General features: G+C 71.8%; 26 protein-coding genes. 9 read left to right on the forward strand and 17 right to left on the reverse strand.

Annotation, left to right across the window (positions count from 1 at the left end; all coding sequences use genetic code 11):
- Nucleotides 1–61 precede the first annotated feature (61 nt).
- The 5 genes from ACFV6V_RS26665 to sigE all read right to left on the reverse strand — a co-directional run bounded on the left by ACFV6V_RS26665 (nt 62) and on the right by sigE (nt 4,989).
- Nucleotides 62–727, reverse strand: a complete 666-nt coding sequence (locus ACFV6V_RS26665; RefSeq protein ID WP_385569711.1) for a hypothetical protein — start codon at nt 725–727, stop codon at nt 62–64.
- A gap of 241 nt (nt 728–968) precedes the next feature.
- Nucleotides 969–1,403: a sec-independent translocase gene (locus tag ACFV6V_RS26670; protein WP_385569713.1), complete on the reverse strand. Its 435-nt coding sequence runs from the start codon at nt 1,401–1,403 to the stop codon at nt 969–971.
- 108 nt (nt 1,404–1,511) lie between these two features.
- Complete coding sequence (locus ACFV6V_RS26675; RefSeq protein WP_385569716.1) at nt 1,512–3,248, reverse strand: trypsin-like peptidase domain-containing protein; 1,737 nt, start codon at nt 3,246–3,248, stop codon at nt 1,512–1,514.
- 128 nt (nt 3,249–3,376) lie between these two features.
- Complete coding sequence (locus tag ACFV6V_RS26680) at nt 3,377–4,210, reverse strand: anti-sigma factor family protein (RefSeq protein ID WP_385569717.1); 834 nt, start codon at nt 4,208–4,210, stop codon at nt 3,377–3,379.
- The gene (gene sigE, locus ACFV6V_RS26685) at nt 4,207–4,989 is read right to left on the reverse strand and encodes an RNA polymerase sigma factor SigE (RefSeq protein WP_385569720.1); all 783 of its coding nucleotides are present in this window, start codon (nt 4,987–4,989) and stop codon (nt 4,207–4,209) included. Before sigE ends, ACFV6V_RS26680 begins: the two co-directional genes overlap by 4 nt.
- A 161-nt stretch (nt 4,990–5,150) precedes the next feature.
- On the opposite strand from sigE, the gene ACFV6V_RS26690 reads away from it, so the two are divergent.
- Nucleotides 5,151–5,816 carry an O-methyltransferase gene (locus tag ACFV6V_RS26690; protein ID WP_385569723.1) on the forward strand — a complete coding sequence of 222 codons (666 nt, stop codon included), beginning with the start codon at nt 5,151–5,153 and terminating at the stop codon, nt 5,814–5,816.
- A 110-nt stretch (nt 5,817–5,926) separates the two neighbouring features.
- Here ACFV6V_RS26690 and ACFV6V_RS26695 read toward each other — a convergent pair whose 3' ends face one another.
- A complete protein-coding gene (locus ACFV6V_RS26695; protein ID WP_003966491.1) occupies nt 5,927–6,094 on the reverse strand; it encodes a DUF3117 domain-containing protein in 168 nt (55 codons plus the stop codon).
- 359 nt (nt 6,095–6,453) lie between these two features.
- Between ACFV6V_RS26695 and ACFV6V_RS26700 the strand changes: the two genes are divergently transcribed.
- Nucleotides 6,454–7,254 (forward strand): enoyl-CoA hydratase/isomerase family protein, encoded by an 801-nt coding sequence (locus ACFV6V_RS26700; protein ID WP_385569725.1) that lies wholly within the window; start codon nt 6,454–6,456, stop codon nt 7,252–7,254.
- A gap of 52 nt (nt 7,255–7,306) precedes the next feature.
- On the opposite strand, the gene ACFV6V_RS26705 is transcribed toward ACFV6V_RS26700, so the two are convergent.
- Nucleotides 7,307–7,888, reverse strand: a complete 582-nt coding sequence (locus tag ACFV6V_RS26705) for a DNA-3-methyladenine glycosylase I (RefSeq protein WP_385569728.1) — start codon at nt 7,886–7,888, stop codon at nt 7,307–7,309.
- The gene (locus ACFV6V_RS26710; RefSeq protein WP_385569730.1) at nt 7,885–8,241 is read right to left on the reverse strand and encodes a DivIVA domain-containing protein; all 357 of its coding nucleotides are present in this window, start codon (nt 8,239–8,241) and stop codon (nt 7,885–7,887) included. The genes ACFV6V_RS26705 and ACFV6V_RS26710 overlap by 4 nt, the downstream gene beginning before the upstream one ends.
- A 112-nt stretch (nt 8,242–8,353) precedes the next feature.
- On the opposite strand from ACFV6V_RS26710, the gene folP reads away from it, so the two are divergent.
- The gene (gene folP / locus ACFV6V_RS26715; protein WP_385569733.1) at nt 8,354–9,226 is read left to right on the forward strand and encodes a dihydropteroate synthase; all 873 of its coding nucleotides are present in this window, start codon (nt 8,354–8,356) and stop codon (nt 9,224–9,226) included.
- Nucleotides 9,227–9,322: 96 nt separating this feature from the next.
- Here the strand turns inward: folP and ACFV6V_RS26720 are convergent, their stop codons facing one another.
- A complete protein-coding gene (locus tag ACFV6V_RS26720; RefSeq protein WP_385569811.1) occupies nt 9,323–10,105 on the reverse strand; it encodes a TIGR00730 family Rossman fold protein in 783 nt (260 codons plus the stop codon).
- Nucleotides 10,106–10,212: 107 nt separating this feature from the next.
- Nucleotides 10,213–11,292, reverse strand: a complete 1,080-nt coding sequence (gene dapE, locus ACFV6V_RS26725; RefSeq protein WP_385569736.1) for a succinyl-diaminopimelate desuccinylase — start codon at nt 11,290–11,292, stop codon at nt 10,213–10,215.
- Nucleotides 11,293–11,363: 71 nt separating this feature from the next.
- On the opposite strand from dapE, the gene ACFV6V_RS26730 reads away from it, so the two are divergent.
- Together ACFV6V_RS26730 and ACFV6V_RS26735 are read left to right on the forward strand one after the other, a co-directional pair.
- Nucleotides 11,364–12,320: a hypothetical protein gene (locus ACFV6V_RS26730; protein WP_385569739.1), complete on the forward strand. Its 957-nt coding sequence runs from the start codon at nt 11,364–11,366 to the stop codon at nt 12,318–12,320.
- Between the two features lie 424 nt (nt 12,321–12,744).
- Nucleotides 12,745–13,416, forward strand: coding sequence for an ATP-binding protein (locus ACFV6V_RS26735; protein WP_385569742.1), 672 nt, complete (start codon nt 12,745–12,747; stop codon nt 13,414–13,416).
- A gap of 131 nt (nt 13,417–13,547) precedes the next feature.
- On the opposite strand, the gene dapC is transcribed toward ACFV6V_RS26735, so the two are convergent.
- Both dapC and fdxA read right to left on the reverse strand, forming a co-directional pair.
- Nucleotides 13,548–14,642 (reverse strand): succinyldiaminopimelate transaminase, encoded by a 1,095-nt coding sequence (gene dapC, locus ACFV6V_RS26740; protein WP_385569743.1) that lies wholly within the window; start codon nt 14,640–14,642, stop codon nt 13,548–13,550.
- A 124-nt stretch (nt 14,643–14,766) separates the two neighbouring features.
- The gene (gene fdxA / locus ACFV6V_RS26745; RefSeq protein ID WP_010474859.1) at nt 14,767–15,087 is read right to left on the reverse strand and encodes a ferredoxin; all 321 of its coding nucleotides are present in this window, start codon (nt 15,085–15,087) and stop codon (nt 14,767–14,769) included.
- 139 nt (nt 15,088–15,226) lie between these two features.
- On the opposite strand from fdxA, the gene ACFV6V_RS26750 reads away from it, so the two are divergent.
- The 3 genes from ACFV6V_RS26750 (at nt 15,227) to ACFV6V_RS26760 (ending at nt 17,892) form a co-directional block, all read left to right on the forward strand.
- The gene (locus tag ACFV6V_RS26750; protein ID WP_385569745.1) at nt 15,227–16,243 is read left to right on the forward strand and encodes a GNAT family N-acetyltransferase; all 1,017 of its coding nucleotides are present in this window, start codon (nt 15,227–15,229) and stop codon (nt 16,241–16,243) included.
- Nucleotides 16,244–16,269: 26 nt separating this feature from the next.
- Nucleotides 16,270–17,109: a tetratricopeptide repeat protein gene (locus tag ACFV6V_RS26755; RefSeq protein WP_385569747.1), complete on the forward strand. Its 840-nt coding sequence runs from the start codon at nt 16,270–16,272 to the stop codon at nt 17,107–17,109.
- A 435-nt stretch (nt 17,110–17,544) separates the two neighbouring features.
- On the forward strand, nt 17,545–17,892 hold the full coding sequence (locus ACFV6V_RS26760; protein WP_385569749.1) for an NTP pyrophosphohydrolase: 348 nt from the start codon (nt 17,545–17,547) through the stop codon (nt 17,890–17,892).
- Between the two features lie 122 nt (nt 17,893–18,014).
- On the opposite strand, the gene ACFV6V_RS26765 is transcribed toward ACFV6V_RS26760, so the two are convergent.
- From ACFV6V_RS26765 to ACFV6V_RS26780, 4 genes are all read right to left on the reverse strand, one after another.
- The gene (locus tag ACFV6V_RS26765; protein WP_385569752.1) at nt 18,015–20,111 is read right to left on the reverse strand and encodes a hypothetical protein; all 2,097 of its coding nucleotides are present in this window, start codon (nt 20,109–20,111) and stop codon (nt 18,015–18,017) included.
- Nucleotides 20,112–20,297: 186 nt separating this feature from the next.
- Entirely contained in the window at nt 20,298–20,750 is a 453-nt protein-coding gene (locus ACFV6V_RS26770) for a DUF6113 family protein (protein ID WP_385569755.1), read from the reverse strand.
- Nucleotides 20,747–21,640, reverse strand: a complete 894-nt coding sequence (mshB, locus tag ACFV6V_RS26775) for an N-acetyl-1-D-myo-inositol-2-amino-2-deoxy-alpha-D-glucopyranoside deacetylase (RefSeq protein ID WP_385569758.1) — start codon at nt 21,638–21,640, stop codon at nt 20,747–20,749. The genes ACFV6V_RS26770 and mshB overlap by 4 nt, the downstream gene beginning before the upstream one ends.
- 266 nt (nt 21,641–21,906) lie before the next feature.
- Entirely contained in the window at nt 21,907–22,101 is a 195-nt protein-coding gene (locus ACFV6V_RS26780; RefSeq protein ID WP_361278816.1) for a hypothetical protein, read from the reverse strand.
- A 156-nt stretch (nt 22,102–22,257) separates the two neighbouring features.
- Between ACFV6V_RS26780 and ACFV6V_RS26785 the strand changes: the two genes are divergently transcribed.
- Nucleotides 22,258–24,462 carry a prolyl oligopeptidase family serine peptidase gene (locus tag ACFV6V_RS26785; RefSeq protein ID WP_385569761.1) on the forward strand — a complete coding sequence of 735 codons (2,205 nt, stop codon included), beginning with the start codon at nt 22,258–22,260 and terminating at the stop codon, nt 24,460–24,462.
- A 157-nt stretch (nt 24,463–24,619) separates the two neighbouring features.
- Here ACFV6V_RS26785 and ACFV6V_RS26790 read toward each other — a convergent pair whose 3' ends face one another.
- Nucleotides 24,620–25,348: a siderophore-interacting protein gene (locus ACFV6V_RS26790; RefSeq protein WP_385569764.1), complete on the reverse strand. Its 729-nt coding sequence runs from the start codon at nt 25,346–25,348 to the stop codon at nt 24,620–24,622.
- Nucleotides 25,349–25,365: the final 17 nt, after the last annotated feature.

Raw genomic sequence — 25,365 nt, forward strand, 5'->3', positions numbered from 1 at the left:
GGGCACCGTTCCGGTGGAACGGTGCCCCTCGCCGCGTATCCGGGTCCGGGGTCCGGTCCGCCTACGTGTACGGCCCGAGGTCCCGCACCACCGAGAAGCCGAGCCCGTACGCGCTCATCCCGCGCCCGAACGCGCCGATGTGCACGCCGTTCTCCGACGACCCGGCCAGCACCCAGCCGAACTCCGACTCGCGGTAGTGGAAGGGCATCGGCACCCCGTCCACAGGCAGCGACAGCTCCGACCAGGCCGGACCCGCCAGGTCGTCCGCCAGCTCGAACGCCGTCTCGGTCTGCTGGCTGAGCCAGTCGTCCCGCAGGACGTGGTCCAACTGCCCGGGCCAGGTGTAGGCCAACAGCCCCGAGCCGGCCAGCCATGCTGCGGACGACACCGTGGTGGCGTCCAGGACGCCCGTGCCGTCGCCGGTGCGCCGCACCGGGCTCGCGGCGACCGTCACGACCACAGCGAAGCGTTCCTTCTCGGCGGTGGTGGCGTCGGACTTTATCGTCGGCTCGTCGCCATGGCCCATGGACCCGTGCTGCACCGTCCCGTCGGCGGCTGCGCCGACCTGGATCAGCCAGCGCGGCCCGCTGAAGGCCTCGTCCAGTCCGTACCACGGGAACGGTGCGCGCAGATAGCCGTCGACCGTGCGCCGGGCCGCGGGCACCTCCTCAGCGGTGGATGCACCGGGCGTGCTCTGCGCCGCCCCTACCCGACTCGTCGTCTCCATCTATCCGGCCGCCTCCTCGTTCACCAGGGTCCGGAGTGGCCCGCCCCCCTCGGGCGTCCTCGTTTCCCGGACAGATGGAGGATAGCCACCCCGCACCGGCTCGCCGGGATTGATGGCACTGGTCCGTGTTTCAGGAACCAGTGCCGTCCGCCCGAAAGGCGCGGCTCGAGGCGTCCGGCGCATGGGGTCTCCCCATTCAGGCGCGTGGACTGACGGGGGTTCTCGCACCGCCCGGGATGACTCAGGTGGCGTCCGCGTCGAACGGCGGGCGCTCGCCCGTGTCGACCGTTTCGCGCTTCCTGAGCCGGTCACCTGTGCCCGGCGAGCCGTTCACGGCGGCCGGGGTGGAAGCGCTGGGCTCCTTGCCGTTCACCGCGTCGGCGACATCGTTCAGATCCTGCCGGAAATCGAAGCTGCTGCGGATTTCCTTGAGGTCGTCGTTCTCGAGCTGCTTGCGGAGGTACGCCTTCGGGTTGAGGTCCTCGAAGTCGAAGTCCTTGAACTCCGGGCCGAGTTCCCGACGGATGTCGTGCTTGGCGTTGTCGGAGAACTCCCGGACCTTGCGGATGAATCGCGAGACGTCCTGGACGACCTTCGGCAGCTTGTCCGGGCCGAAGACGAGCACGGCGAGGACCACGAGCGTGACGAGCTCGAGTGGGCCTATGTCATTGAACACCTGCTGCTCCTTGTGTTCGCGTTCTCCGTGTCCCGCCTGACCACCACACATGCGGCCGGGTCCACGGTACCCGGCAAATCTGTCGGGGCGGTACCTCCGAGGTGTCCGTTACGTACCGCTGGACGAACCGAGGGTCAGCGTCCTCGTCTGCTCCTTGCCGCCGCGCAGCACGGTGAGCTCCAGCGCGTCGCCCGGCCGGTGGGCCCGGATCTTGACGATGAGCTCCTCGCCGTTGTGCACCCGCTGGCCGTCCACCTTGGTGATCACATCCCCGGGGCGGACACCGGCCTTGGCGGCGGGGCCACCGGGGGTGACGGACGGGGTGTCGCCCTTGCCCTTGTCGCCGATCCGGGCGCCGTCGCCCGTGTACTGCATGTCGAGGCTGACACCGATCACGGGGTGGGTGGCCTTGCCCTTGTTGATGAGCTCTTCGGCGACCCGCTTGCCCTGGTTGATGGGGATGGCGAAACCCAGGCCGATGGAGCCGGCCTGGCCCCCCTCGCCCTCGGAACCGGTACCGCTGCCGGCCGCCCTGATGGCGCTGTTGATGCCGATCACCCGGGCCTTGGTGTCCACGAGCGGCCCGCCGGAGTTGCCGGGGTTGATGGGGGCGTCCGTCTGGAGCGCGTCGACATAGCTGACGTCGCTGCCGTCGCCCTTCTCACCCCCTGCGGTGATGGGGCGCTCCTTGGCGCTGATGATTCCGGCCGTGACGGTGTTCTGGAGGTCGAAGGGGGCGCCGATGGCCACGACCGGATCGCCGACCCGGACACTGTCGGAGTTGCCGAGGGGCAGCGGCTTGAGGCCGGACACCCCGCTGACCTTCACGACCGCGAGGTCATAACCGCTGTCCTTGCCGATCAGCTTGGCCTCGGCCGTCTCGCCGCCGCTGAAAGTGACGCTGATCTTGCCCGAGCTGCCGGCCGGGGCGACGACGTGGTTGTTGGTGAGGATGTGGCCCTGAGTGTCGAGCACGAAGCCCGTGCCGGTGCCCTGCTCGCTGCTTCCGGACACATGCAGCGTGACGACCCCGGGGAGGGCACTGGCCGCGATGCCCGCGACGCTGTCGGGGGCCCGTCCGGAGTTTTCGGCGGCGGCCTGAGGCAGCTCCAGTGCCGTGATGCCGCCCCCGTTGCGCTCCAGGTAGGCGCCGACGGCTCCCCCGGCGATCCCGGTGACCAGCCCGAACGCAAGCAGCACGGCGATTCCGGCGCCCCTGCGTGGCTTCTTCTTCGGGGGCTCACCGGTCTGGCTCAGTGTGGCCGTGCCGGGCGCGCTCCAGGGGTCGTACTGCCCCCACTGCGGCGGCTGTGCGGCGGCGGGCGCGGGCACCGGAGCGGGCGCAGGCGCGGGCGGCGCGGGCGGGGCATATCCGTCGGCTGCAGGTGGCTGCGGGGGTACGGCGGTGCCGTGCGCCGGGGTGCCGGGCGGTCGCTGGACCGGCGGGGCAGGAGCCCAGGGCCCGGGGCCACCGTAGGGAGGAGTGCGGTACTCGTCGGGCTCGTGCAGCGGGTGCACGCCGGTGGCCTGGGCCGGGATGGTGGGGGCCGGGGCATCGAGACCGGGGCCGTCGGCACCCGGGGCGACTGAGCCGGAGGTGTCTGGGCCCGAAGTGTCTGGGCCCAGGGCCTCGGCGGGCTCACCCGCCCTGGGAGCGGGCACCGTGGGCGCCTCGGCGGTCAGGGGCGCGGGACCTGGCGCCGCGAGGGTGTACTCGGCCTGATCGTCCACGGGAAGCGCGTCAGCAGGGGCCGGAACCGTATCCAGCAGGCCGGGCTCCGGGGTGGCATCACCGGGTCGGCTCCACCACTTCGGCTTCGGACCCGTCTGCTTCCCGTGCTCCATGCTCTTCCCCGCAACCGCTCGTCCTTGCGCCCCGCCGGGCACCCCACCCTGGATTCAACCAGGTTTGCGGATGGCGTCACACAGTGCGGGCGGCCCGGAGACCGGGTGGGAGCTGCCCGGGGAGGGCGTCAGCGGCTGCGGGGCGCGACGAGCCGGGTGGGATGCGGGGAGGCGGACGATGCCGGCCCGCGGGCGTCCGCGAGCTGGTAGACGGAGTCCACGGGTCGTATGAGTGCCGGTGGCGTGGGGCTGAACAAGTGCGAGGGCACAAGGGGCTGGGACAGGGGCCGCACCGGCGCCAGGGACGCTGAGCCCGCACCGGTCGCCTGCTGCGCCGCGCCGCCGCCGCGGCGCCGTCCGTCCGTGCCCGACACCTGGGCGGGTGTCACGCTCCGCTGCGGGGTGACGTTGTTCCCCCGGCCGTCTCCGCGGGCCGTGCCATCGCCGGAAGGGCCCATCGGCAGTGTCCCGCCCAGCGCGATCGCCGCGAACGACACCGCGCTGGCCGCCGTCAGCGCGAACCTCCGGCCACGCCACACCGACCGCTCGGCTTCCTGCCGCCCCACGTCGTGGATCCGGAAGCCGGAGTCGGAACGGGAGCGGGAGCCATGGCCCGGTGCGTACCCGAAGCTCTCCGGGGTCATGCCGAAGACGCCCTCGGGGAGGCGCCCTCCGCCGAAGGTTCCACCATGGTCGTTGTCATCGGCGGGCTGCCCTCCGGGCGGCCCGCCCGGCAAGCCCTGCAGGCGGGCGAGGAACCCTTCGGACGGCGGCGGAGGTGCGGTCGCCGCGAACACGCTCTTGAGGCGGCGCTGCGCATCGGCCTCGGCCTTGCACTTGGGACATGTCGCCAGATGCGCGAGCACCCGGTCACGCGTGTCATGTTTCAGCTCGCCGTCGATCAGAGCGGCGAGCCGGTCCCCCAGATGCTGCTCCGCGGGGGACGGACCGATGCCGCTCACTGCGAACCGACCTCCCCAGCCGCTGTCGCCGCGGCCGCCACTCCCGCGGGGGTGCGCTGCTCGGCCCGGGCCTCCGGGGAGCGGTGCTGGAGCGCCTTGCGCAGATGGGAGCGCCCGCGGTGGATACGGCTGCGGACGGTGCCCAGCTTGACGCCGAGCGTGGCCGCGATCTCCTCGTACGAGAGTCCCTCGATGTCGCACAGCACCACGGCCGCGCGGAACTCCGGCGCGAGGGTGTCCAGCGCCTGCTGCACATCGGCGTCGAAGTGGGTGTCGTGGAAGACCTGCTGTGGGGACGGCTCCCGGCTGGGCAGCCGCTCGGCCGCATCGTCGCCGAGCGCGTCGAAGCGGATCCGCTGCTTGCGGCGGACCATGTCCAGGAAGAGATTCGTCGTGATGCGGTGCAGCCAGCCCTCGAACGTCCCGGGCGTGTACGTGGACAGGGAACGGAAGACCCGGACGAAGACCTCCTGGGTGAGGTCCTCCGCGTCATGCTGGTTTCCGGTCAGACGGTAGGCGAGGCGGTAGACGCGGCCGCTGTGCGTACTGACGATGTCCTCCCAGGTGGGAGGGGTCCACGCGGTCGATTCCGCCATCGGTGCGAACGTCGCGGTGGGTACGGAGTCGGCCTGGCCGGAGCGGGCGTCGTCAGCGGTGTTGATCACGGATTTCGGCTCACCCGCCGACCGGAGCAGCCGCCGCAGCAACCCTTTCCGATCCACAGGCGCAGCCGCACCTCCCCTGTCGGCTCTGGTGGTGTCCAGTGGAGCCCCTACCATAGCCACCTCGCCCGTTAGCTCCGGATAAGAATCTTTACGCGAATTTGAGAACGGTGGGTGGTCGCCCGCGCGTTCCTTCCGCCTCTCCACGCCTCGCCTGTGCCCCTACATAACGCCCGGTCCCATCTGCGGGTTCCCGGGCATAGCGGATACAGTCACCGTTGCGCCAACTACGGGAACAGGAGAGGGCCATTACCGCCAACCGGCAGACGAGCTGGGCGTTCGCCGACGCCTTTGTCGCCGAGGACGAAGCGCTGCGCTGGGCCCGTGAGCGGGCCCGGGACGTGGAGCTGCCCTCGGTGTCTCCAGGTACCGGCGCCGCCCTGCGACTGCTGGCCGCGACGGCCGACGCCAAGGCGGTGGCCGAGATCGGCACGGGTACGGGTGTCTCCGGGATCTACCTCCTGCAGGGCATGCGGCCCGACGGCGTACTGACCACCGTGGACCCGGTACCGGAGCGGCAGCAGTTCGCCCGGGAGGCGTTCCGCGCCGCGGGCTTCGCCGGCAACCGGGCGCGCTTCATCCCCGGACGTGCGCTGGATGTGCTGCCCCGGCTCGCCGACGGCGGATACGACCTCGTCTTCTGCGACGGCGACCGGCTGGAGCTGCTGGACTACCTAGCTGAATCGTTGCGCCTGCTGCGACCTGGGGGTCTTGTGTGCTTCGAAGGGGCTTTCGCCGATGGCCGCACGGTCGACGCAGCGGCACAGCCGATCGATGTGCTGCGGATGCGGGAGCTGCTGAGGACGGTCAGGGAGAGCCAGGAACTACTGCCGTCGCTACTGCCAGTGGGTGACGGACTGCTGTGCGCGGTACGGCGCGGGTAGCAGCGCCCGGCGCGGTGGCCGCGCACCGAGGCCGGTCATGGCAATGCCCCGGCACGGTCGGACCGTGCCGGGGCATTGCGTGAACACAGAAGGGTGCGGGCGCTTCCGCGTCAGCCGACGACCTTCTTGAGGGCGTCACCAAGGGCGTCTGCCTCGTCCGGGGTCAGCTCGACCACGAGCCGACCGCCGCCTTCGAGCGGAACGCGCATGACGATGCCCCGCCCCTCCTTGGTCACCTCGAGCGGGCCGTCGCCCGTCCGCGGCTTCATGGCCGCCATGCTCGTTCCCCTTCCTGAAACCAGCTCATCGTCACCGACGGCCCCCTGGGTGGGCACACGTCACCGGCATCGAACACATTGCTTCCCGGCCATTATCCCGCATGGCGGGACCCGATGACCAACATCGGTCTGCATCGCTTGCGCAACGCGCTTTCGCAAAACCACCCAATTCGGGGATCCGCCTGCGATACTTCGCCACCGCGCCGTCACCGGAGGCACATTTTCTCCGGCGCTCCCTTTGACGCAGGTCACATACCGGTGCGTATGTCCGGCCCGGACGATCTCCGCCATGCTGGGCTCGACACGACCCACACGACGACAACACCGAGCCGAAACCCAGCCGCGAAGGGGACACGACCATGGCCGACACCGTGCTGTACGAGGTGCACGACGGACTCGCCACCATCACGATCAACCGGCCCGAGGCCATGAACGCGATGAACGTCGAGGCCAAGGAGGCACTCCGGGACAGCCTGCGCGCCGCGGCCGATGACACCGCCGTCCGGGCGGTGCTGCTGACCGCCACCGGCAAGGCCTTCTGTGTGGGCCAGGACCTCAAGGAGCACGTCACGCTGCTGATGTCCGACAAGCAGTCGGGCACCCGCCACACCATGAGCACGGTGCGTGAGCACTACAACCCCATCGTGCGGGCGCTCACCGAGATGCCGAAGCCGGTGGTCGCCGGGGTGAACGGGGTCGCTGCCGGAGCGGGCTTCGGTTTCGCGCTGGCCGCGGACTACCGGGTCGTCGCCGACTCGGCGAAGTTCACCACCGCCTTCGCCGGGGTCGCGCTCACCGCCGACTCGGGGGTCTCCTGGACCCTGCCCCGCCTGATCGGCGCGAGCCGCGCGGCCGACCTGCTGCTCTTCCCTCGGTCGATCTCGGCGCAGGAAGCCTACGACCTGGGCATCGCGAACCGTCTCGTCCCCGCGGACCAGCTCGCGGCCGAGGCCGCGTCGGTCGCCCAGGCACTGGCAGAGGGCCCGACGCTCGCGTACGCGGCCATCAAGGAGTCCCTGGCGTTCGGCGCCTCGCACTCGCTGGCCGAGACGCTGGAGAAGGAAGACGAGGTCCAGAGCCGGGCGGGGGCCTCGGAGGACCACGGGATCGCGGTGCAGGCGTTCCTGAACAAGGAGAAGCCGAAGTACCTGGGCCGCTGAGGACCCCCGGCGGGTGCGGGGGTGGCTCTTGGACACGCCCCGCACCGGCCGGCTACGCCCCTCTCGCGGCGCAGTCGGCCAGGTGGTCGTCGACCAGCCCACAGGCCTGCATCAGGGCGTACGCGGTGGTGGGGCCGACGAAACGGAGCCCGCGCTTCTTGAGGTCCTTGGAGAGGGCCTTGGACTCGTCCGTGACGGCCGGTACATCCGCCAGGGTTCGCGGCGCCGACCGGGTCGCGGGGTCGGGGGCGAACGACCAGATCAGCGTGTCCAGCTCGCCTGGGGCCCATTCCGCCAGGACCCGCGCATTGGCGAGGGTCGCCTCGACCTTGGCGCGGTTGCGGATGATCCCGGGGTCGGCGAGCAGCCGGTCCCGGTCGGCTGCGGTGAAGGCCGCGACCGAGGCGACACGGAAGCCGTCGAAGGCCAGACGGAAGGTCTCCCGGCGGCGCAGAATCGTGATCCACGAGAGCCCGGACTGGAACGCCTCCAGGCAGAGCCGCTCGAACAGGGCGTCGTCCCCGTGGACCGGGCGGCCCCATTCCTCGTCGTGGTACGCGACATAGTCCGGGGTCGACAGGCCCCAGGGGCAGCGCAGCCGCCCGTCGGGGCCCGCGATCGCGCCTCCGCTCATCCGTCCTGCTCCCCGCCCGGCCCGGGCTGCGGGCGCTTGTCCCACATGCCGCCCTCCTGCTGCCGGCCGGCCAGCGCGGACTCCAGCTCGGAGATCCGCGCGTCGCGCTCGGCGAGCTCGGCTCCCAGGCGGTCGAGCACGTCGTCGACATCGGCCATCCGGTACCCCCGGGGCGCCAGGGGCAGTCGCAGCGCCTCGATGTCGGCGGGTCCCACGGGACGTGTCACCGGCAGCGGGTCCACGAGCTGCTCGGGCGCCGCTTCCGGAAGGACCTCGTTCCCCCCGCCGCCGACCATCGCGAGCGTGACCGCGGCGACGACCACGACCATCGCGATCAGCAAGAACCAGAACACAGCGCGCCTCTCCCCGGAGCAGGAAACCGTCTGCTGCCGATCGTGCCATGCGCCACCGACAGTTAAGGTCGCAGGCGACGGAACGCGGGGAGGAAAGAGGAGGAAACACGGGATGCGCAGCGGAAATCTGCGGCTGGGCCGGCGCGAATTCGGTGCGCGTGAACCGGTGATCATGGCGATCGTGAACCGGACCCCGGACTCCTTCTACGACCAGGGCGCCACGTTCCGGGACGAGCCGGCGCTCGCCCGCGTCGAGCAGGCGGTGTCGGAGGGCGCCGCCATCGTCGACATCGGAGGCGTCAAGGCCGGTCCCGGCGAGGAGGTGTCGGCCGAGGAGGAGGCCCGCCGCACGGTCGGCTTCGTCGCCGAGGTCCGCCGTCGCTTCCCCGATGTGGTGATCAGCGTGGACACCTGGCGGCACGATGTGGGTGCCGCGGTCTGCGAGGCGGGCGCTGACCTGCTCAACGACGCCTGGGGCGGGGTGGACCCGAAGCTGGCCGAGGTGGCCGCCCGCTATGACGTGGGTCTGGTCTGCACGCACGCCGGAGGGGCCGAGCCGAGGACCCGGCCGCACCGGATCGCGTACGACGATGTGATGGCGGACATCCTGCGGGTGACGACGGGTCTCGCGGAACGGGCAGCGGGGCTCGGGGTGCGCAGGGACGCCATCCTCATCGACCCCGGCCACGACTTCGGGAAGAACACCCGGCATTCGCTGGAGGCGACCCGGCGCCTCGGTGAGATGGCCGGGACGGGCTGGCCGGTGCTGGTGTCGCTGTCCAACAAGGACTTCGTGGGCGAGACCCTCGACCGCCCGGTCAAGGAGCGACTGATCGGCACCCTCGCGACCACGGCCGTCTCGGCGTGGCTGGGCGCTCAGGTCTACCGCGTCCATGAGGTGGCGGAGACCCGCCAGGTGCTGGACATGGTCGCCTCCATCGCCGGGCACCGGCCACCGGCCGTGGCCCGCCGCGGGCTGGCCTGAGCCGGCGGGCAGCACCCGGCTGCCGCGGCCGGAGGGCGCGGCAGCCGGGCAGGCTCGCGCCTCAGCCTCGTACCGCGTGCCGCGTCATGGTGCCCGTCAGGCCTCGTACCCCTCGAAGGGCGCCGGGACGGGCGGGCCCGTCTCCTTGGTGACCAGCGCGACCGCCTCGTCCACGTCATCCGTGACATGGAACAGCAGCAGATCGTGCTCGGACGCCTTGCCCTGCGCGACCACGGTGTCCCGCAGCCAGTCGACCAGCCCGTTCCAGTAGGCCGAGCCGAAGAGCACGATCGGGAAACGGGTCACCTTTCCGGTCTGGACGAGGGTGAGGGCCTCGAACAGCTCGTCCAGGGTGCCGAGGCCACCGGGCAGCACGACGAACCCCTGTGCGTACTTCACGAACATCGTCTTGCGGACGAAGAAGTAGCGGAAGTTCACCCCGATGTCGACATGCGGGTTGAGGCCCTGCTCGAAGGGCAGCTCGATACCGAGGCCGACGGAGACCCCGCGGGCCTCCCTCGCACCCTTGTTCGCGGCCTCCATCGCCCCCGGGCCGCCACCGGTGATCACCGCGAAGCCGGCGTCGACGAGCGCCCTGCCGATACGGACTCCCGCCTCGTACTCGGGGCTGCCGGCGGCGGTCCGAGCCGAGCCGAAGACACTGATCGCGCTCGGCAGTTCGGCGAGGGCACCGAAGCCCTCCACGAACTCCGACTGGATGCGCATGACCCGCCAGGGGTCGGTGTGCACCCACTCGGAGTCACCCTCGGTGTCCAGCAGACGCTGGTCCGTGGTGCCGGGCTGGATCTGGTCCCTGCGGCGCAGTACCGGCCCGGTCCGCTGCTCCTCCGGTCGCCCTGCTTCCTCGGGATTGCCCATGACCTGCTCCCTCCGCTGCATGCTCGTTCCTGGTCAGCGTAGGTCCACGGAGGTGGACAAGAGCGAAATTCCACAGGTCGGACAGGGAGATCCACAGAAGCCGGGGTTCAGGCGGTGAGCCAGCTCCGCAGCCGCTCCTCGCAGTGCGTGATCCTTTCCGTGGCCACATGCTCGTCCCGCTTGTGGGCGAGGAGCGCGTCTCCCGGCCCGTAGTTCACCGCGGGTACGCCCAGCGCACTGAACCGCGACACGTCCGTCCAGCCGAACTTGGGCTGGGCCGTGCCGCCCACGGCCGTCATGAACGCGACGGCCGCCGGGTGCGAGAGCCCCGGCAGCGCACCGCCGGTGTGATCGTCGACGACGAACTCGGCGACACCGCAGTCCGCGAAGACCTCGCGCACATGGGCCTCCGCCTCCGCCATGCCTCGGTCCGGGGCGTAGCGGTAGTTGACCACCACGGTGCACGCGTCGGGGATGACGTTGGTCGCGACACCACCCTCGATGCCCACGGCGTTGAGGCCCTCGCGGTATTCGAGTCCGTCGATCACCGGGCGCCGCGGCTCGTATGCGGCGAGCCGGGCGAGCACGGGCCCCGCCGCGTGGATCGCGTTGGCGCCCATCCAGCTGCGCGCGGAGTGCGCGCGCTCTCCGGTCAGCCGCAGATGGACCCGCAGCGTCCCCTGGCAACCGCCCTCGACCTGGGCGTCGGACGGCTCCAGCAGGACGGCGAAGTCGCCCTCGAGCCAGTCGGGGTGCGCCTCGGCCACACGCCCGAGTCCGTTGAGGTGTGCGGCGACCTCCTCGTTGTCGTAGAAGACGAAGGTGAGGTCGCGGTTGGGTGCGGGCACGGTCGCGGCGATCCGCAGCTGCACGGCCACGCCCGACTTCATGTCCGATGTGCCGCAGCCCCAGAGCACACCGTTCTCGTCCAGCCGGGAGGGGACGTTGTCGGCGATCGGCACGGTGTCGATATGTCCGGCGAGCACGACCCGCTCGGCCCGGCCCAGCCGCGTACGCGCCACGACGTTGTTGCCGTGCCGGTCGACGGTGAGGTGCGGCAGCGGGCGCAGTGCCTCCTCGATCGCGTCGGCGAGGGGCTTCTCGTTCCCGCTGACCGAGGGGAAGTCGACGAGGCGGGCGGTCAGTGCCGGGCCGTCCAGGCTGAGATCAAGCGCGGTTTCGGGCATGCCCCGACCCTAACGTTGCCCTCGTCCCCGTTCCTGGAGGGGCATGCGGCCCGGGCCGGTACCGTGGGCGCGTGACCGAGATCGCCTCGACCGCCTCCCCCGTCCGGCGTGGCCGCCTGGTGCGCGTCGCCGCCGCGTTCGCCGTGCTGCTGGCGCTCGTCGCGTATGTGGTCATGCAGTACGTGAGCAAGGGCACGGGCGCACCGGGATGCGTGGTGCGTTCCGCCGGCGGCCCCGACTCGGAGACCTCCTTCGAGCTGACCCCGGAGATGGCCGCGAACGCCGCCACGATCTCCGCCGTCGGCACCACCCGCGGGATGCCGGAGCGCGCGGTGACCATCGCCCTGGCGACGGCCCTCCAGGAGTCCACGCTGCTCAACATCAGCTATGGCGACCGGGACTCGCTCGGGCTGTTCCAGCAGCGGCCGTCGATGGGCTGGGGAACCCCGCGGCAGATCCTCGACCCGGTCTACTCCGCCGGGAAGTTCTACGAGCACCTCGACGAGGTGCCGGACTATGCGAAGCTCCCCCTGACCGATGCCGCCCAGCAGGTCCAGCGCAGCGGGTACCCCCAGGCGTACGCCAAGCACGAGCCGGATGCCGCGCTGCTGGCGGCGGCCCTCACCGGACGCGCCTCGGCCGCGCTGACCTGCACCACGGGGCAGCAGCCGGGGGCCGGTGACCCGGCGAAGGTACGCGTCGCGCTGACCCGGGCCTTCGGCAACGGTGTGCTGCCCCCGGCCACGGGTTCGGGCCGCGCCGCTGCCCCGCACGCGAAAGGGGCCGGGGCGGGGGGCGAGCTGAGGGTGCCGGTCACCAGGGCGGCGGGCGGGGACTCCGAGTCGGCGAAGGCGCGGCGGGGCTGGGAGCTGGCGCACTGGGCGGTGGCCCAGGCGGACGAGCTGCGCATCGCGGAGATCTCCTACGGGGACCGGGTCTGGAGCGCGGACGAGGCGTACGACGGCTGGCAGCAGGTGGGGCAGGGCCCGGGCGGCACCGGCGAGGTCAGGATCCGGGTCGGCCGGTAGCCCTGACGGTCCCGGGGACGGTCCGGGCGGCCGGACCGCCCGGCAGGACTGAACACGGCCGGACAGGCCGGTCAGGACGCGAGGCGGACAGTCCGGATGGGCCGGACAGGCCTGCACGCGTGGTCGGGCACACGTCCGGGGCATCGCCCGGAAGTGGTCACCCCTGCCGTGCCGGGTGGCCCTCCTGGGACTCGTTCGGCGACGTTCGACGCAACCCGCCGCTTCCCTTGTCACGACAGGGAAGTGACGGTTCAGCGGACTGTCGGAACGGGCGTTGTTCGCCCGTTTTTGTCCACAGCTGATTATGCGATGCATTACCGACTCTTTACCTTCGGGTACCGCAACCATCCCGGGCCCACGAGCGGTTGTCATGGCGTCCGATCGCCGGACAGGCAACACCAAACGTTCTCGTCGAAGGAGCACCATGTCCCTCCCCCTGACCCGCCGGATCGCCCGTGCCGCGCTGCTCGTCGCGGCCGGCGCAGCTCCCGTGGTCGGTGCGGCCGGCTCCGCGAGCGCCGTGGACCTCGCGCCCACCCACGACCTGGGCGGTGGCCTGACCCAGCTCGACGGCGTCGCGGTCGGCGACGCCACGGACGGTACGGCGCAGAAGGCGGCCACGACGGCCACGGAGGCCGGCGGGAAGCTGGTCGGCACGGCCCTGCCCGTCGCGAGCGGCACCTTCACCCAGGCGGCCCGCGGCAGCGCTCCTGCCGCCGAGGAGACGGCCGGGCAGACCGTCGACTCCGCGACGACCGCGCTGGACCAGGCCACGTCGAACCAGCACGGCCTGCCCGCGGCCGGGACTCTGGCCGCTGGTGTGCCGGCCGCGGGGACCACCCTGCCCGCCGACGCCCTCCCCGCGGACCCGATGGCGACCACGCCCATCCCCGCCCACACGCTCCCGGCTCAGGCGCTGCCCACCGACACGCTGACGGCCACCCCGCTGCCCGCCACCCCGATCCCGGCGAACGCGGTCCCCGCCACCCCGCTTCCGATGACCGCGCTGCCCGTCGACACCCTCCCGGCCAACACGCTTCCGGCCAACACGCTTCCGGGAGACGTCCTTCCGGCGCACACGCTGCCGGCCCAGTAGTCGCGAGCGCCGACCTCGGGCGCACACGGAAGGGGCCCCCGGGAGCACAGCGTCACACGTGCTCCCCGGGGCCCCGTCCGTCCGCCTCACACCCGGACCGTCCCGGCCGTACACCGGCGTGGTGCCGCCACTCAGCCCAGCCGCTTGACCGCCATCTCGACACGCTCGTCCGTCGCCGTGAAGGCGACCCGCACAAAGCGTTCCCCGGCCGCTCCGTAGAAGTCCCCGGGCGCCACGAGGATGCCCAGCTCGGCCAAGTGGGCGACGGTGTCCCAGCAGGGTTCGTCGCGCGTCGCCCACAGATAGAGGCTGGCCTCACTGTGCTCGATCCGGAAGCCGTGCCCCAGCAGTGCCTCACGCAGCGCAGCCCGCCGCGCCGCGTACCGCGCCCGCTGCTCCCTGACATGGACGTCGTCGCCGAGCGCGGCGACGGTCGCCGCCTGCACCGGCGCGGGCGTCATCATGCCGCCGTGCTTGCGGATCCCCAGCAGTTCGCCGAGCACCGCCGCGTCACCGGCGATGAACGCGGCGCGGTAGCCCGCGAGGTTCGAGCGCTTGGACAGCGAGTGGACGGAGACGATGCCCTCGTACGTCCCTCCGCAGACGTCCGGGTGGAGCACGGAGACCGGCTCCGTCTCCCAGCCCAGCTCCAGATAGCACTCGTCGCTGAAGACCAGCACACGGTGCTCGCGCGCCCAGGTGACGATGCGGGTCAGCTCGTCCTTGGACAGGACCCGTCCCGTCGGGTTGGACGGCGAGTTCAGCCACAGCAGCTTCAGCCCGGCGGGGTCCAGCTCCGTGGGGTCGTCGTAGACGACGGGCGCCGCCCCGCACAGCCTGGCGCCGACCTCGTAGGTCGGATAGGCCAGGCGCGGGTAGGCGACCTTGTCACCGGCACCGAGACCGAGCTGCGTCGGAAGCCAGGCCACCAGCTCCTTGGACCCCACCACCGGAAGCACGTTCGGGTGGGCGAACGACACCGCGCCGAGCCGCCGCTCGCACCAGCCCACCAGGGCGTCCCGCAGCGCGGTCGTGCCCCACACCGTCGGATAGCCGGGCGAGTCGGCGGCGGCGATCAGGGCCTGCTGGACGATGGCCGGCACCGGATCGACGGGTGTGCCGACCGAGAGGTCGACGATGCCGCCGGGATGGGCGGTGGCGGTCGCCTTGTACGGCTCCAGCTTGTCCCAGGGGAAGGCGGGGAGACGCGAGGAGACTGCGGACACGGTGCTCACTTTCTCGATTTCTCGCTTTCGCACGGGTGGGCACGGGCGCGCGGACGCCGGTGGCCGCCCGTAAACGCCACGGTCCCGTACGGCGGACGCACCGTACGGGACCGGGATCGAACTATCAGCCGTTCTGCGGAGGCAGAGCGGCGATGAAGGGGTGGTCCCGCTCGATCAGGCCCAGCTTGGAGGCGCCACCGGGCGAACCGAGCTCGTCGAAGAACTCGACGTTCGCCTTGTAGTAGTCCTTCCACTCCTCAGGAGTGTCGTCCTCGTAGAAGATCGCCTCGACCGGGCAGACCGGCTCGCAAGCACCACAGTCGACGCATTCGTCCGGGTGGATGTACAAGGACCGCTGGCCCTCGTAGATGCAGTCGACGGGGCACTCCTCGATGCACGCCTTGTCCTTGACGTCCACACAAGGCTGCGCAATGACGTAGGTCACGCTGTCGTTCCTCCTCCGTAGGGCGCGGCGTCCGGTCTGCGGCTCGCCGCGGGGCTGCGCGGGAGCGCGGCGTCGTCGATGCCCGCACCTAGTATCTCCGTTCCTGGGGATGATCCGAACAGGAGGGGCGGACCGAGCTGTGGAATTCACTGCAAGCGGACCTTGGGAGGTCCGTATCACCCCTTTTGACGTGGGAAAACGAGTATCCGTACGACGGCTCGCCGAGGCCGGTGAGGCTGACGCGAAGTTCACCGACACGGTCGGGGTTCTCATATCGTGGGACGACGGTGTGCTGGTGATCACACGAAGGACCGGGGAATCCGTCCGGATCCTGGAATCTTCGCTGGTCGCGGGCAAGGTCATCCCTTCGGTTCCGGCGCGCAGACGCGGGCTCCCGGCAGCCTCTTTCGAAGAGCTTGCACGGATCTCGGCGCGTGCTTGGCAGCCGGTCGAGAGCGAACCGCTCGGCGGGTGGCTGCTGCGGGCCTCGTCAGGGTTCACCCGGCGGGCGAACTCGGTGCTGCCCCTGGGTGACCCGGGCATGCCGCTGGACGACGCGCTGGAGCGGGTGCGGGCCTGGTACGGGGCGCGCGACCTGCCCGCGTACATCCAGACGGCGACCGGAGGAGACGGCACCCAGGAGGCACTCTGCGTGGAGCTGGAGCGCCGCGGCTGGGAGCGTGAGGTGTCGGCGGAGCTGCGGGTGGGCGGTCTCGCGCCCGTCGGCGATCTGGACGCCGATGTGTCCCGGGTGCGGCTGGACCGGTCGATCGACGACGCGGGCGGCGCCGGCGAGGGCTGGCTGCGCCGCTACCACCGATCCGGTGTGCCCGGGCCCCATGTGCGGTCGGTGCTGTCGAGCGGGCCGTCGGTGTGGTTCGCCACCGTGCCGGGCGAGTCCGAGGTGCCTGCGGCCATCGGCCGGTGTGTGGTCGACGGACGCTGGGCGGGGTTCATGGCGGTGGAGGTCGACCCGGCTCGCCGCAGGCAGGGGCTGGCGAAGTCCGTGATGACGGCGCTGGCGCGCCGGGCCCTGGAGGAGGGTGCCTCGGCGGCCTGGCTCCAGGTCGAGAGCGACAACGACGGTGCCCGCGCGATGTACGAGGGGATGGGCTTTGCGGTCCATCACCTCTATCACCATTTCCGCTGCTCCTGATCTTCCTGAACGGGTACGAGACGCGTATGCACCCGCCACAGCCCGAGGCCACCCCGTGGCGCAGCCGGTTCGCCGACGAGGCACGCTCCGAGCGGCCCGATCTCGCGACGCTGTGCCTGCTGGTAGGGGCGGAGGCGGATCCCGCCTTTGACGAGACCGGTCTTGACGTGGCCCACATCGAGCTGGACCGGCTCGCGGGCCTGCTGCCCTACGGCCTCCGGGAGCCGGAGGCGTGGGTTGCGGCGCTGGCCTCGCTGCTCGGCGAGCGCTGCGGCTTCCGCGGCACCCCCGGCTGTTACGAGCGCCTGGAGTCGTCCCTGCTGCCCGAGGTCCTGCGGCGGCGGCGCGGGCTGCCCATCCTGCTCTCCGTCGTCTGGCTGGAGGTCGCACGCCGCGCGGGCGCACCGGCGTACGGGGTGGCCCTGCCCGGCCACTTCGTGGTCGGCTTCGGCGACCCGTCGGAGCCGGTGCTCGCCGACCCCTTCGCAGGGGGCCGGCTGCTCACCGGCGCGGACGCCGAGCTGCTCGTGGCCGGGGCGACCGGCGAGCCGCTCGTCCCCTCGATGCTGGTGCCCGCCGGGCCCCTGCAGATCGTGCTGCGCATCCTCAACAACATCCGCGCCTGGTCCGCCGCCCGCCCGGAACGCACGGACGTGGCCCTGTGGGCCGTCGAACTCTCGCTGCTGCTCCCCACCCACCCGGCCAGGCTCCGCTTCGAGCGCGCCCAGCTCCTCGTCCAGCGCGGGGATTTCCTCGCGGGTGCGGCGGAGATGGACGCGTACGCCGACATCGTCGCGGCGGTCGAGCCCACCGCGGCGGCGACCATCAGACAGCGGGCCAACGCGGCACGGTCGATGCTGAACTGAACCGCCGGCGCCGCACCGGGCCACCGCCCCTCGCTTGACCCTCAGGTCATCCGAGACGGCACAGTCTCGCTCGCGGACAGGACAAACCTGCTGCCGATCAGGCAGTTCTCGCAGACCAGTGGCCTCGCCGTCAGCACGCTGCGGCACTACGACGCGAGTGGTCTGCTGGCACCGGCCCTTGCCGACCCGGACGCATCCCGGAAGCCGCCTGTGCCAGCACGGTAATGGAGGGCCGGCAGCCGTCTTCCCGGAGATCCGGACCGCGTACGACGCCGTCGCGACCTGGATCACCGAGCACGGCTTCACCTTCGCCGGACCGGTCCGGGAGATCTTCCGCCACTGGAGGGCACACCCGGCCACCCGGAGAACCGGCCTGAAGTCGCCTGGCCGATCGGGGAGACGGCGGCTTGCCGAACCGCTCACCATAATGACCCCATGACCGTGCTGATCGTGGATGCGGCGAACGTGGTGGGCTCCGTGCCCGACGGCTGGTGGAAGGACCGGCGCGGCGCCGCCGAGCGGCTGCGCGACCGGCTGGCGGCGAGGTCCGGGGACGAGGAGATCATCCTGGTCGTCGAGGGCTCCGCACGCGACGTCGCGTCCGTGCCCGGGGTGCGGGTGGACTCCGCGCCCGGCAGCGGCGACGACCTGATCGTGGAACTCGCCGCCGGCTACGCCGGGCAGGACTGCGTGGTGGTCACGGCCGATCGGGAACTGCGCGAGCGGGTGCAGGCACTCGGCGCCCGGTGCGCGGGACCGCGGACGGTCCGCCCGGTGGACTGACTCCGAGGCCCTGCCCCCGTCGTGACGGGGGCAGGGCCTCGGACATGATCTGGCGCCGTGACCGGAACCAGGTGTGTGTGAGAACTCCCGCCTGGCTCGCGACGCCAGTTCTCACACACGGCCTAGCCCTGCGGACTGAGCGGGATCTCCTGGGTCCGCTGCTGGGGGGTCTTGCCCAGCAGCGCCTGCTGCATCGCCAATGCGACGTCATCGGCGGACACCGGGTGCTCCTTGCCGTCGCGCTTGGTGATGGTGATGCCGTCGAAGACGCCGTCCAGCAGCTCGGTGATCGCCTGCTTGTTGTAGACCTCGACGAGCCGGCCGTCGACGGGCTTCATCGAGAGGATCTTCGGCAGCGAGCGGGCGGGGCCGAACTGGATCTCCTTGCCACCTGCCTGGATGGTGACGAGTCCGGACATGGCGGGCTCGGCGAACTCCTTCATCGCCCGGTCCAGTTCCTGCTGGGTGATGGTGGGTTCGCTGGCACCCACGGGCAGTTCGACCAGATTCGGACGGCCCGTCTCGACCTGGGCGCGATAGGCGTCCTTGACCGAGATCATCGACTTCCCGACATCCAGTGACGAGCCCGCCTTGCCCGGCACGGCGACGGCCTTGCCCGGCTCGAACCTGATCGTGCCCTCGGTGGCGGAGCCCGAGGCGATCGCCAGGTCCGAGAGTGCGACCTGGAGCTTCTCCTCGTCGACGGGGATCACGGGCTGGGCGACCCGCTCGGCGCCGAAGAGGGAGCCGATGACGGAGACGGGGTTGTAGTCGGTGCCCGCGGCGGCGCGCACGGTCGCCTGGCTGTCCAGGGCGAGGCCTGCCTTGCCCGGAGCGAGCTTCTCCTTCTTCTGGCCGACCGAGAGCTCCAGCGGGGCCGCGGCCCGACTGCCGAGGGCGGCGTCCAGCTTGGTGACTGCCTCTTCCTTGGTGCCACCGCCGATGTCGACGCCCAGGACTGTGGTGCCCTCGGGCACATCGGAGTGGTTGAGCAGCAGTCCGGTGCCGTACGCGACGACCAGCACCCCGAACACGCCCGCTCCCGCGAGGACGGTCTTGGACCGGCCCTTCTTCGCGGGCTTCGCCGGACGCGGCGACGCGGCCGGGGCGGGTGCGTCGTCGTGCGCCGGGGCGCCGGGGGCGAAGGGGGACGGCGGTCCGGACGGGCCGGGGAAGGCCCGGCTGACGTAGTCCGGCGCGGCGAAGTCCGCGGCCGGACCGGACGAGGGCCAGGGGCTCACATCCGGGCCACCCGCGGGTGCCACGGGTTCCGGTGGCGCGAACGGCGAACGCTGCTGGGACGGGACCACGGGGATACCGCTGGTCAGCGTGTCACCCGAGACGTTGCCCGCGGGGGTGGACGGTCCCGGCATGGCGGTGGGCCCGGTGTCGGACGGCGACTTCTGCGGGGTCAGTACGGCCGTGTCGTCGCCCATCCGCGGGACGGCGCGGTCGCCGCCGCGGGCCGGGGTTCCCGGCACCCCCGGAGCTCCTGAGCCGCCCGGGGCCCCCTTGGCGAAGGGGGACGTGCCGGTGACCGGACCGCTGGTCGGCCCAGCGGGTCCGGCCGGACCGGGTGTGCTCTGGGGGCGCGGGCCCGGGGGCGCGGTGCGTCCGGCCGGGGCTCCCGGAGCGGGCGCGGGGGGCGCGGCCTGCGCGGGCACAGAAGCCTGGGCGGGCGGTTTGCGTGGTGCGAACCAGTCGCTCGTCCGCTGCTCGGGCGGCTTGTCCCCCGGCACCTCCGCCGGGTTGTCCGCCTCGGCCGGAGACTCGTCGCGCGGCCGGACGGGCGCGGACGCCTCCGGAACCTCGACGGGCGCCGCGGGCCGCGGGGTGCTGCCGGTGCGCTCGGACACCCGCTCACCGCCGCCCCCCTGCGCACCCGGCGCGGCTTTCGCGGTGTTCGCGCCCTCCGTGCCCTCCGTGCCCTTCGCGCCCCCCGCTGCGCGCCGTGCGTCCACATCACTCATGGGCGTACGCATGACGACCGGCGGAATCGGCCGCGAGCCCGGAATGTTGATCCGGATGCGCGTCGTCAGCGTGGTCTCTGTTTTGGGCTCGTCCGGCTTCGGAGCGGCTTCGGCTCTCTCGTCCGGTGCGTCCTGCGTGGGGTGCAGCGACGGATACTGGCGCGATCCGTACGGCGGTGTGCCCGAGGGGTACGCGGCTCCACCGCGCCCCTGGGGGCCGGAGGACGAACTGTCAGTTTCACGACTCAAAGCTGGTTCTCCCGATCGGCTCCGCCGCCCGTTCCTACTGGTACCACTGCTTCGGGCGACTCGGCAGCGCGCACCACCATACTGGCCGCCGCCGACCCTGCACCCATGGACAGGGGAAGCGGTACGGTGCGCACGCCGCCCGTCACCGTCCGGCCACAGGGGCCATTTCGGCCCGAGAAGGACACCTCACGCGCCAAGTCGGCTGATTTGCCCGGCCGGTGACCACGACCGCGACATGGTGGCACAGATCACAGCCAGCGCCACTCCCCCCAGCAGGAACAGGATCTCGCCGAGCCCGCCCGCGAAGAGGCCGTCACCTTCCGGCCGTCCGGCACTCAGCAGCAGCACCGCCGCCATCCAGCCACCGGCGGGTACCAGCGCTCCGAACTGCGTCCCGGCGGCACGCACGCCTCCGTAGAACAGCCCCGCGCAGCCGAAGAGGGCGAGCAGCAACCCGGCAGGGAACCATGCGGCTTGGACCAGCGATCCCGCGGCGCCCACCACGAACCCGAGGACCAGCAGCCCGACATATCCAGCGATCCGTCCGGGTTTCAGCCCGCGGGTCAGCCAGGAGCCGGGCCGGGCCGTCTCGGACCGGGGCCGCTCGTTCGGCTGACGCGACTGGCGCTGCTCACTCACAGGGCTACTCCCTCGAACAGGTCGTGCTCGCGGTCGCCCGCGCGAGCGCCGGACGTGCCACGCGCCAACTGGTAGCACTCGGTGGTGAACAGCGGCTGGCCGAGGCCGTTCGAAAGCGCGAAGAACGGACCATCCACCACGATCTGGGTGACATGGGCGCGCATCGCCGCCGCCTTGCGGTCGGCGTACACGCCACCGTCGATCTCGGCGGTGATCTCCGCGTCATCCACGATGCCGGGGATGTCCGCCATGTCGGCGATCCCGGGAAAGGCGCCGGAAGGCCCGGCTGCGCGCAGTGCGGCGAAGCCGTGCTCGGCTGCGGACTCCGGGACCCGGTTCCAGTAGATCTTGGCGATGGAGTGCGGCTCACCGAGGTCGGGCCGGCAGGCGGGGTCGGCGGCGAGTTCGGCGGCCCGCATCGCGACCCGGTGCGTCTGGATGTGGTCGGGGTGGCCGTAGCCGCCGTTCGGGTCGTAGGTGACGAGGACCTGCGGCCGTACCGAACGGATCACCTGAACGAGGTGACACGCGGCCTCGTCCACGTCCGCGCTCCAGAAGGCGCCGCTGCGCTGGTTCTGCGGCAGGCCCATCATCCCGGAGTCGCGGAAGCGGCCGGGGCCGCCGAGGAAGCGGTGGTCGGTGACGCCCAGCGCGGCCATGGCGGCGGCCAGTTCCCCGATCCGGTGCGTGCCGAGTCCGTCTTCCCGGTCGGCGGTCAGATGGGCGAGTGCGGGCGGGATGACCTCGCCCTCCTCGCCGAGGGTGCATGTCACGAGGGTGACATGGGCGCCTTCGGCCGCGTACCGCGCCATCGTGGCACCGTTGTTGATCGACTCGTCGTCGGGGTGCGCGTGCACCAGCAGCAGACGACGGGCTGGGAGGTCCGTCATGCCCCCAGCCTACGAGGCGCGGAACCGGGTCCTGTCCGGGCGTCGCGGGACCTCGACGCCGGCTACGGCGCTCCCCATGGCTGTGCCGGGTGGCACTCCCACACTGCACTGCCGGACTCGCCCGAGTACGCCCGGTACGAGGGCGATCTGCCCCTGCCTCCGGCGGGGGAACCCCATCGCCTTGCGATGCGTCCCCTCGACTCCGGAGGGCCGGGGGGACCCCATGCGTCTGACGCCGCGCTCAAAGGTCGCCCCCCGGACAGGACCTAGAACTTGAGGCCGCCGATCATCCCCGCGACGTTCGTGGTCAGCTCGCTGATCGTGGGCGCGATGGACGAGCTCGCGAGATAGAACCCGAGCAGCATGCAGACTGCGGCGTGCCCCGCCTTCAGGCCAGATTTCCTGACCAGCAGGAAGACGATGATCGCCAGCAGCACCACCGCCGAAATCGAGAGTGCCACGGCGGTTCACCTCCACAGATATTCGGCCGGTAAGGGGCAGATCGCATGTGCCGGAGGAGTCATACCCACCTCGCGCTAGGGATCATAACTATCCATAGGCACGCATCGATCGGTGCACGGCAGCACACGGGGGCGCACGGCATTAGATTCGGCCATATGACCTCGAGGCAGCAGCACTCCCCCACTCCCCCGGCCCCTTCGGCCCCTGCCACCGGCTCAGCCCCGCTCAGCTTCCCCCGCCAGCACGCCAGAACCCAGCGCTTCGGGCTCGGCGCTCCCCGGGCGTTCACGGTGTCGCCCGACGGCTCGCGTGCGGTGTTCCTGCGCTCGGCCTCGGGGACGGAACGGGCCCACCGGCTGTGGGTGCTTGACCTCGACGGCGCAGACGGTTCCGGTGGCCAGGTGCGCGAGCGGGTGGCGGCGGACCCCGAGGTGCTGCTGGGCGGGTCGGCGGAGGAGTTGTCCGCCGAGGAGCGGGCACGTCGGGAGCGCAGCCGTGAGGGCTCCGGGGGCATCGTCTCGTATGCCGTGGACCGCGCCGCGGAGTTGGCCGCGTTCGCGCTGTCCGGGCGGCTCTTCGCAGCGGAGTTGCGGGCTGGTACGGCACGCGAACTGCCTGCGGCCGGACCGGTGATCGATCCGCGGCCGTCTCCGGACGGGAGGTTCGTCGCTTACTCGGCGCAGGGCGTGCTCCGGGTGATCGACGCGGGGGGCGACGGGGACCGTGCGCTGGCAACGCCGGAGGACGCCGGGGTCTCCTACGGCGTCGCGGAGTTTCTGGCGGCCGAGGAGATGGGGCGCGCCCGCGGGTTCTGGTGGTCGCCCGAGAGCGACCGGCTGCTGGTGGCGCGGGTCGACGAATCCCCCGTACAGCGCTGGTGGATCGCGGATCCGGCGCGGCCGGAGACGGAACCGGCTCGGGTCGCCTACCCGGCGGCGGGGACGGCCAACGCGGAGGTGCGGCTGTTCCTGGTCGCTCTCGACGGGTCCCGTACCGAGGTCGTGTGGGACCGGGCGCGGTACCCGTATCTGGCCCGGGTGCACTGGTCTGCGTGCGGGGATCCGCTGCTGCTGGTGCAGGAGCGCGGGCAGGGCAAGGCGGCGCATCTCGCCGTGGACACCGCGAGCGGTGCCACGCGCACGGTGCACGGGGACGAGGACCCGATCTGGCTCGAGCTGTGCGGCGGGGTGCCCGCCTGGGCGCCGGACGGGCAGCTGGTACGGGTCACCGACGAGGGCGGGGCCCGGGTGCTGGCATGGGGCGACCGGGCGCTGACCGGGCCTCAGTTGCATGTGCGGTCCGTGCTGGACATCGGCGATTCCGACGTCCTGGTGTCGGCGTCCGCGGGCGCGGAGGCGGCGGAGCCGGAGATCGGCGAGATCCATGTGTACCGGGTCGATGAGCTGGGCGTGGAGCGGGTCTCCGATGGCGTGGGGGTGCATTCGGCGGTGCGTTCCGGCGGGGTGACCGTGCTCGCGTCGGCCCGGCCGGAATCGAGCGGCACGACGGTACGGGTGGTGAAGGACGGCAAGCAGGTCGCCGTGATCGCCTCGCATGCGCAGCAGCCGGTGCTGTCCCCGCGCATGGAGCTCACGGAAGGGGGCACGCGAAGGATCCCGTGCGCCGTCCTGCTTCCGTCCAACTGGCGGGAATCGGACGGTCCGCTACCGGTTCTGATGGACCCGTACGGGGGACCCCACGGGCAGCGTGTTGTCGCCGCGCACCATGCGCACCTCACCTCCCAGTGGTTCGCCGAGCAGGGCTTCGCGGTGGTGGTCGCGGACGGCCGGGGCACCCCGGGCCGCTCCCCCTCCTGGGAGAAGGCCATCGCCCACGACTTCACCCGCACGCTGGACGACCAGGTCGAGGCGCTGCACGCACTCGCCGGCCGATACCCCCTGGATCTGGGCAGGGTCGCGATCCGCGGCTGGTCGTTCGGGGGTTATCTGGCGGCGCTGGCGGTGCTGCGCCGGCCGGACGTGTTCCACGCGGGTGTCGCGGGTGCGCCGGTGACCGACTGGCTGCTCTACGACACCCACTACACCGAGCGCTATCTCGGCCTGCCGGAGGAGCGGCCCGCGGTGTACTCCGCCAACTCCCTGGTCACCGATGAGGGGCTGAGTGGTGCGGCGGAACCGGCGCGACCGCTGATGGTCATCCATGGTCTGGCGGACGACAACGTGGTGGCGGCGCACAGCCTGCGGTTGTCGTCCGCCCTGCTGGCGGCGGGCCGCCCCCACGAGGTGCTGCCGCTCAGCGGGGTGACCCACATGACCCCGCAGGAGGAGGTCGCGGAGAATCTGCTGCTGCTTCAGGTGGACTTCCTGAAGCGGGCCCTGGGGATGACGACCGGGGACTGAGGGCGACCGGCCGGGGGACTCCCGTCTCCCGGCCGGTCAACGGCACCCGCACGGCCGTACGGAGTTCAGCGTGCCGCGTCCGTATATCGGATTCGCTTCGGTGGCGTTGCCCGGGCGTTAACGCGCCGCAGGCCCAAGTGAGGCCGCCCGGGGGAAATCAGACGGTGCGCCAGTAGCCGAGGGCGTTCACCCGGTCCTTGGGGATGCCGAGTTCCTTGCGCAGGTACGCGGTGAGCCGGCGGGTCGTCGCGGCGTCGCAGGCGATCCACACGAAGGCCGCGGACGGATTCCCGTCGAGCAGCGCGGGGAGCGCGGCCCGCACCTCGTCCACGAGGTGCGCCCCGGCGTCCCGGCGCGGCACCCTGCGCAGGTCATGGCGCTCCGCGTCGGTCCGCACCGGCAGGTCGGCGTCGGACGGATGCGGGGTCTCGAACCAGACGGTGGCGGGGGTCTCCGGCATGGCACCGAGCAGGGAGTTGATCGCCGGAAGGGACGCGGGGTCGCCGATCACGAACATCCGCGACGGCAGCGGGTCGGGCACGGTGAAGCCGGTGCCCTGGACGGTCGCCTCGATCGTGTCTCCGGGCTTGGCGGTGCGGGCCCAGTCGCTGGCACACCCGTCGTGCAGGGCGAACTCCAGGCTGAAGGTTCCCTCGACCGGGTCCGGGTCCACGAGCGTGTAGGCGCGCTGGTGCGGCCTGCCCTCGCTCTCGAACCAGAGCCGCACCCACATAGTGGGGTGCACGCCGGTCGCCCGCAGCATGCCGCCGTCGCTCAGGCACAGTCGGCGGTACCGCTCGGCGACCTGCTCGGCGCCGGTCACCGTGAGGGTGAAGTCCCTGCCCCGCATCAGCTTGAGGACGACGCCCTCCCAGCCATGCCCCACCGTGCTCTCCTCCCACG

It is taken from the genome of Streptomyces sp. NPDC059828 (assembly GCF_042731955.1).
In the GTDB taxonomy this organism is placed as follows: Bacteria; Actinomycetota; Actinomycetes; order Streptomycetales; family Streptomycetaceae; genus Streptomyces.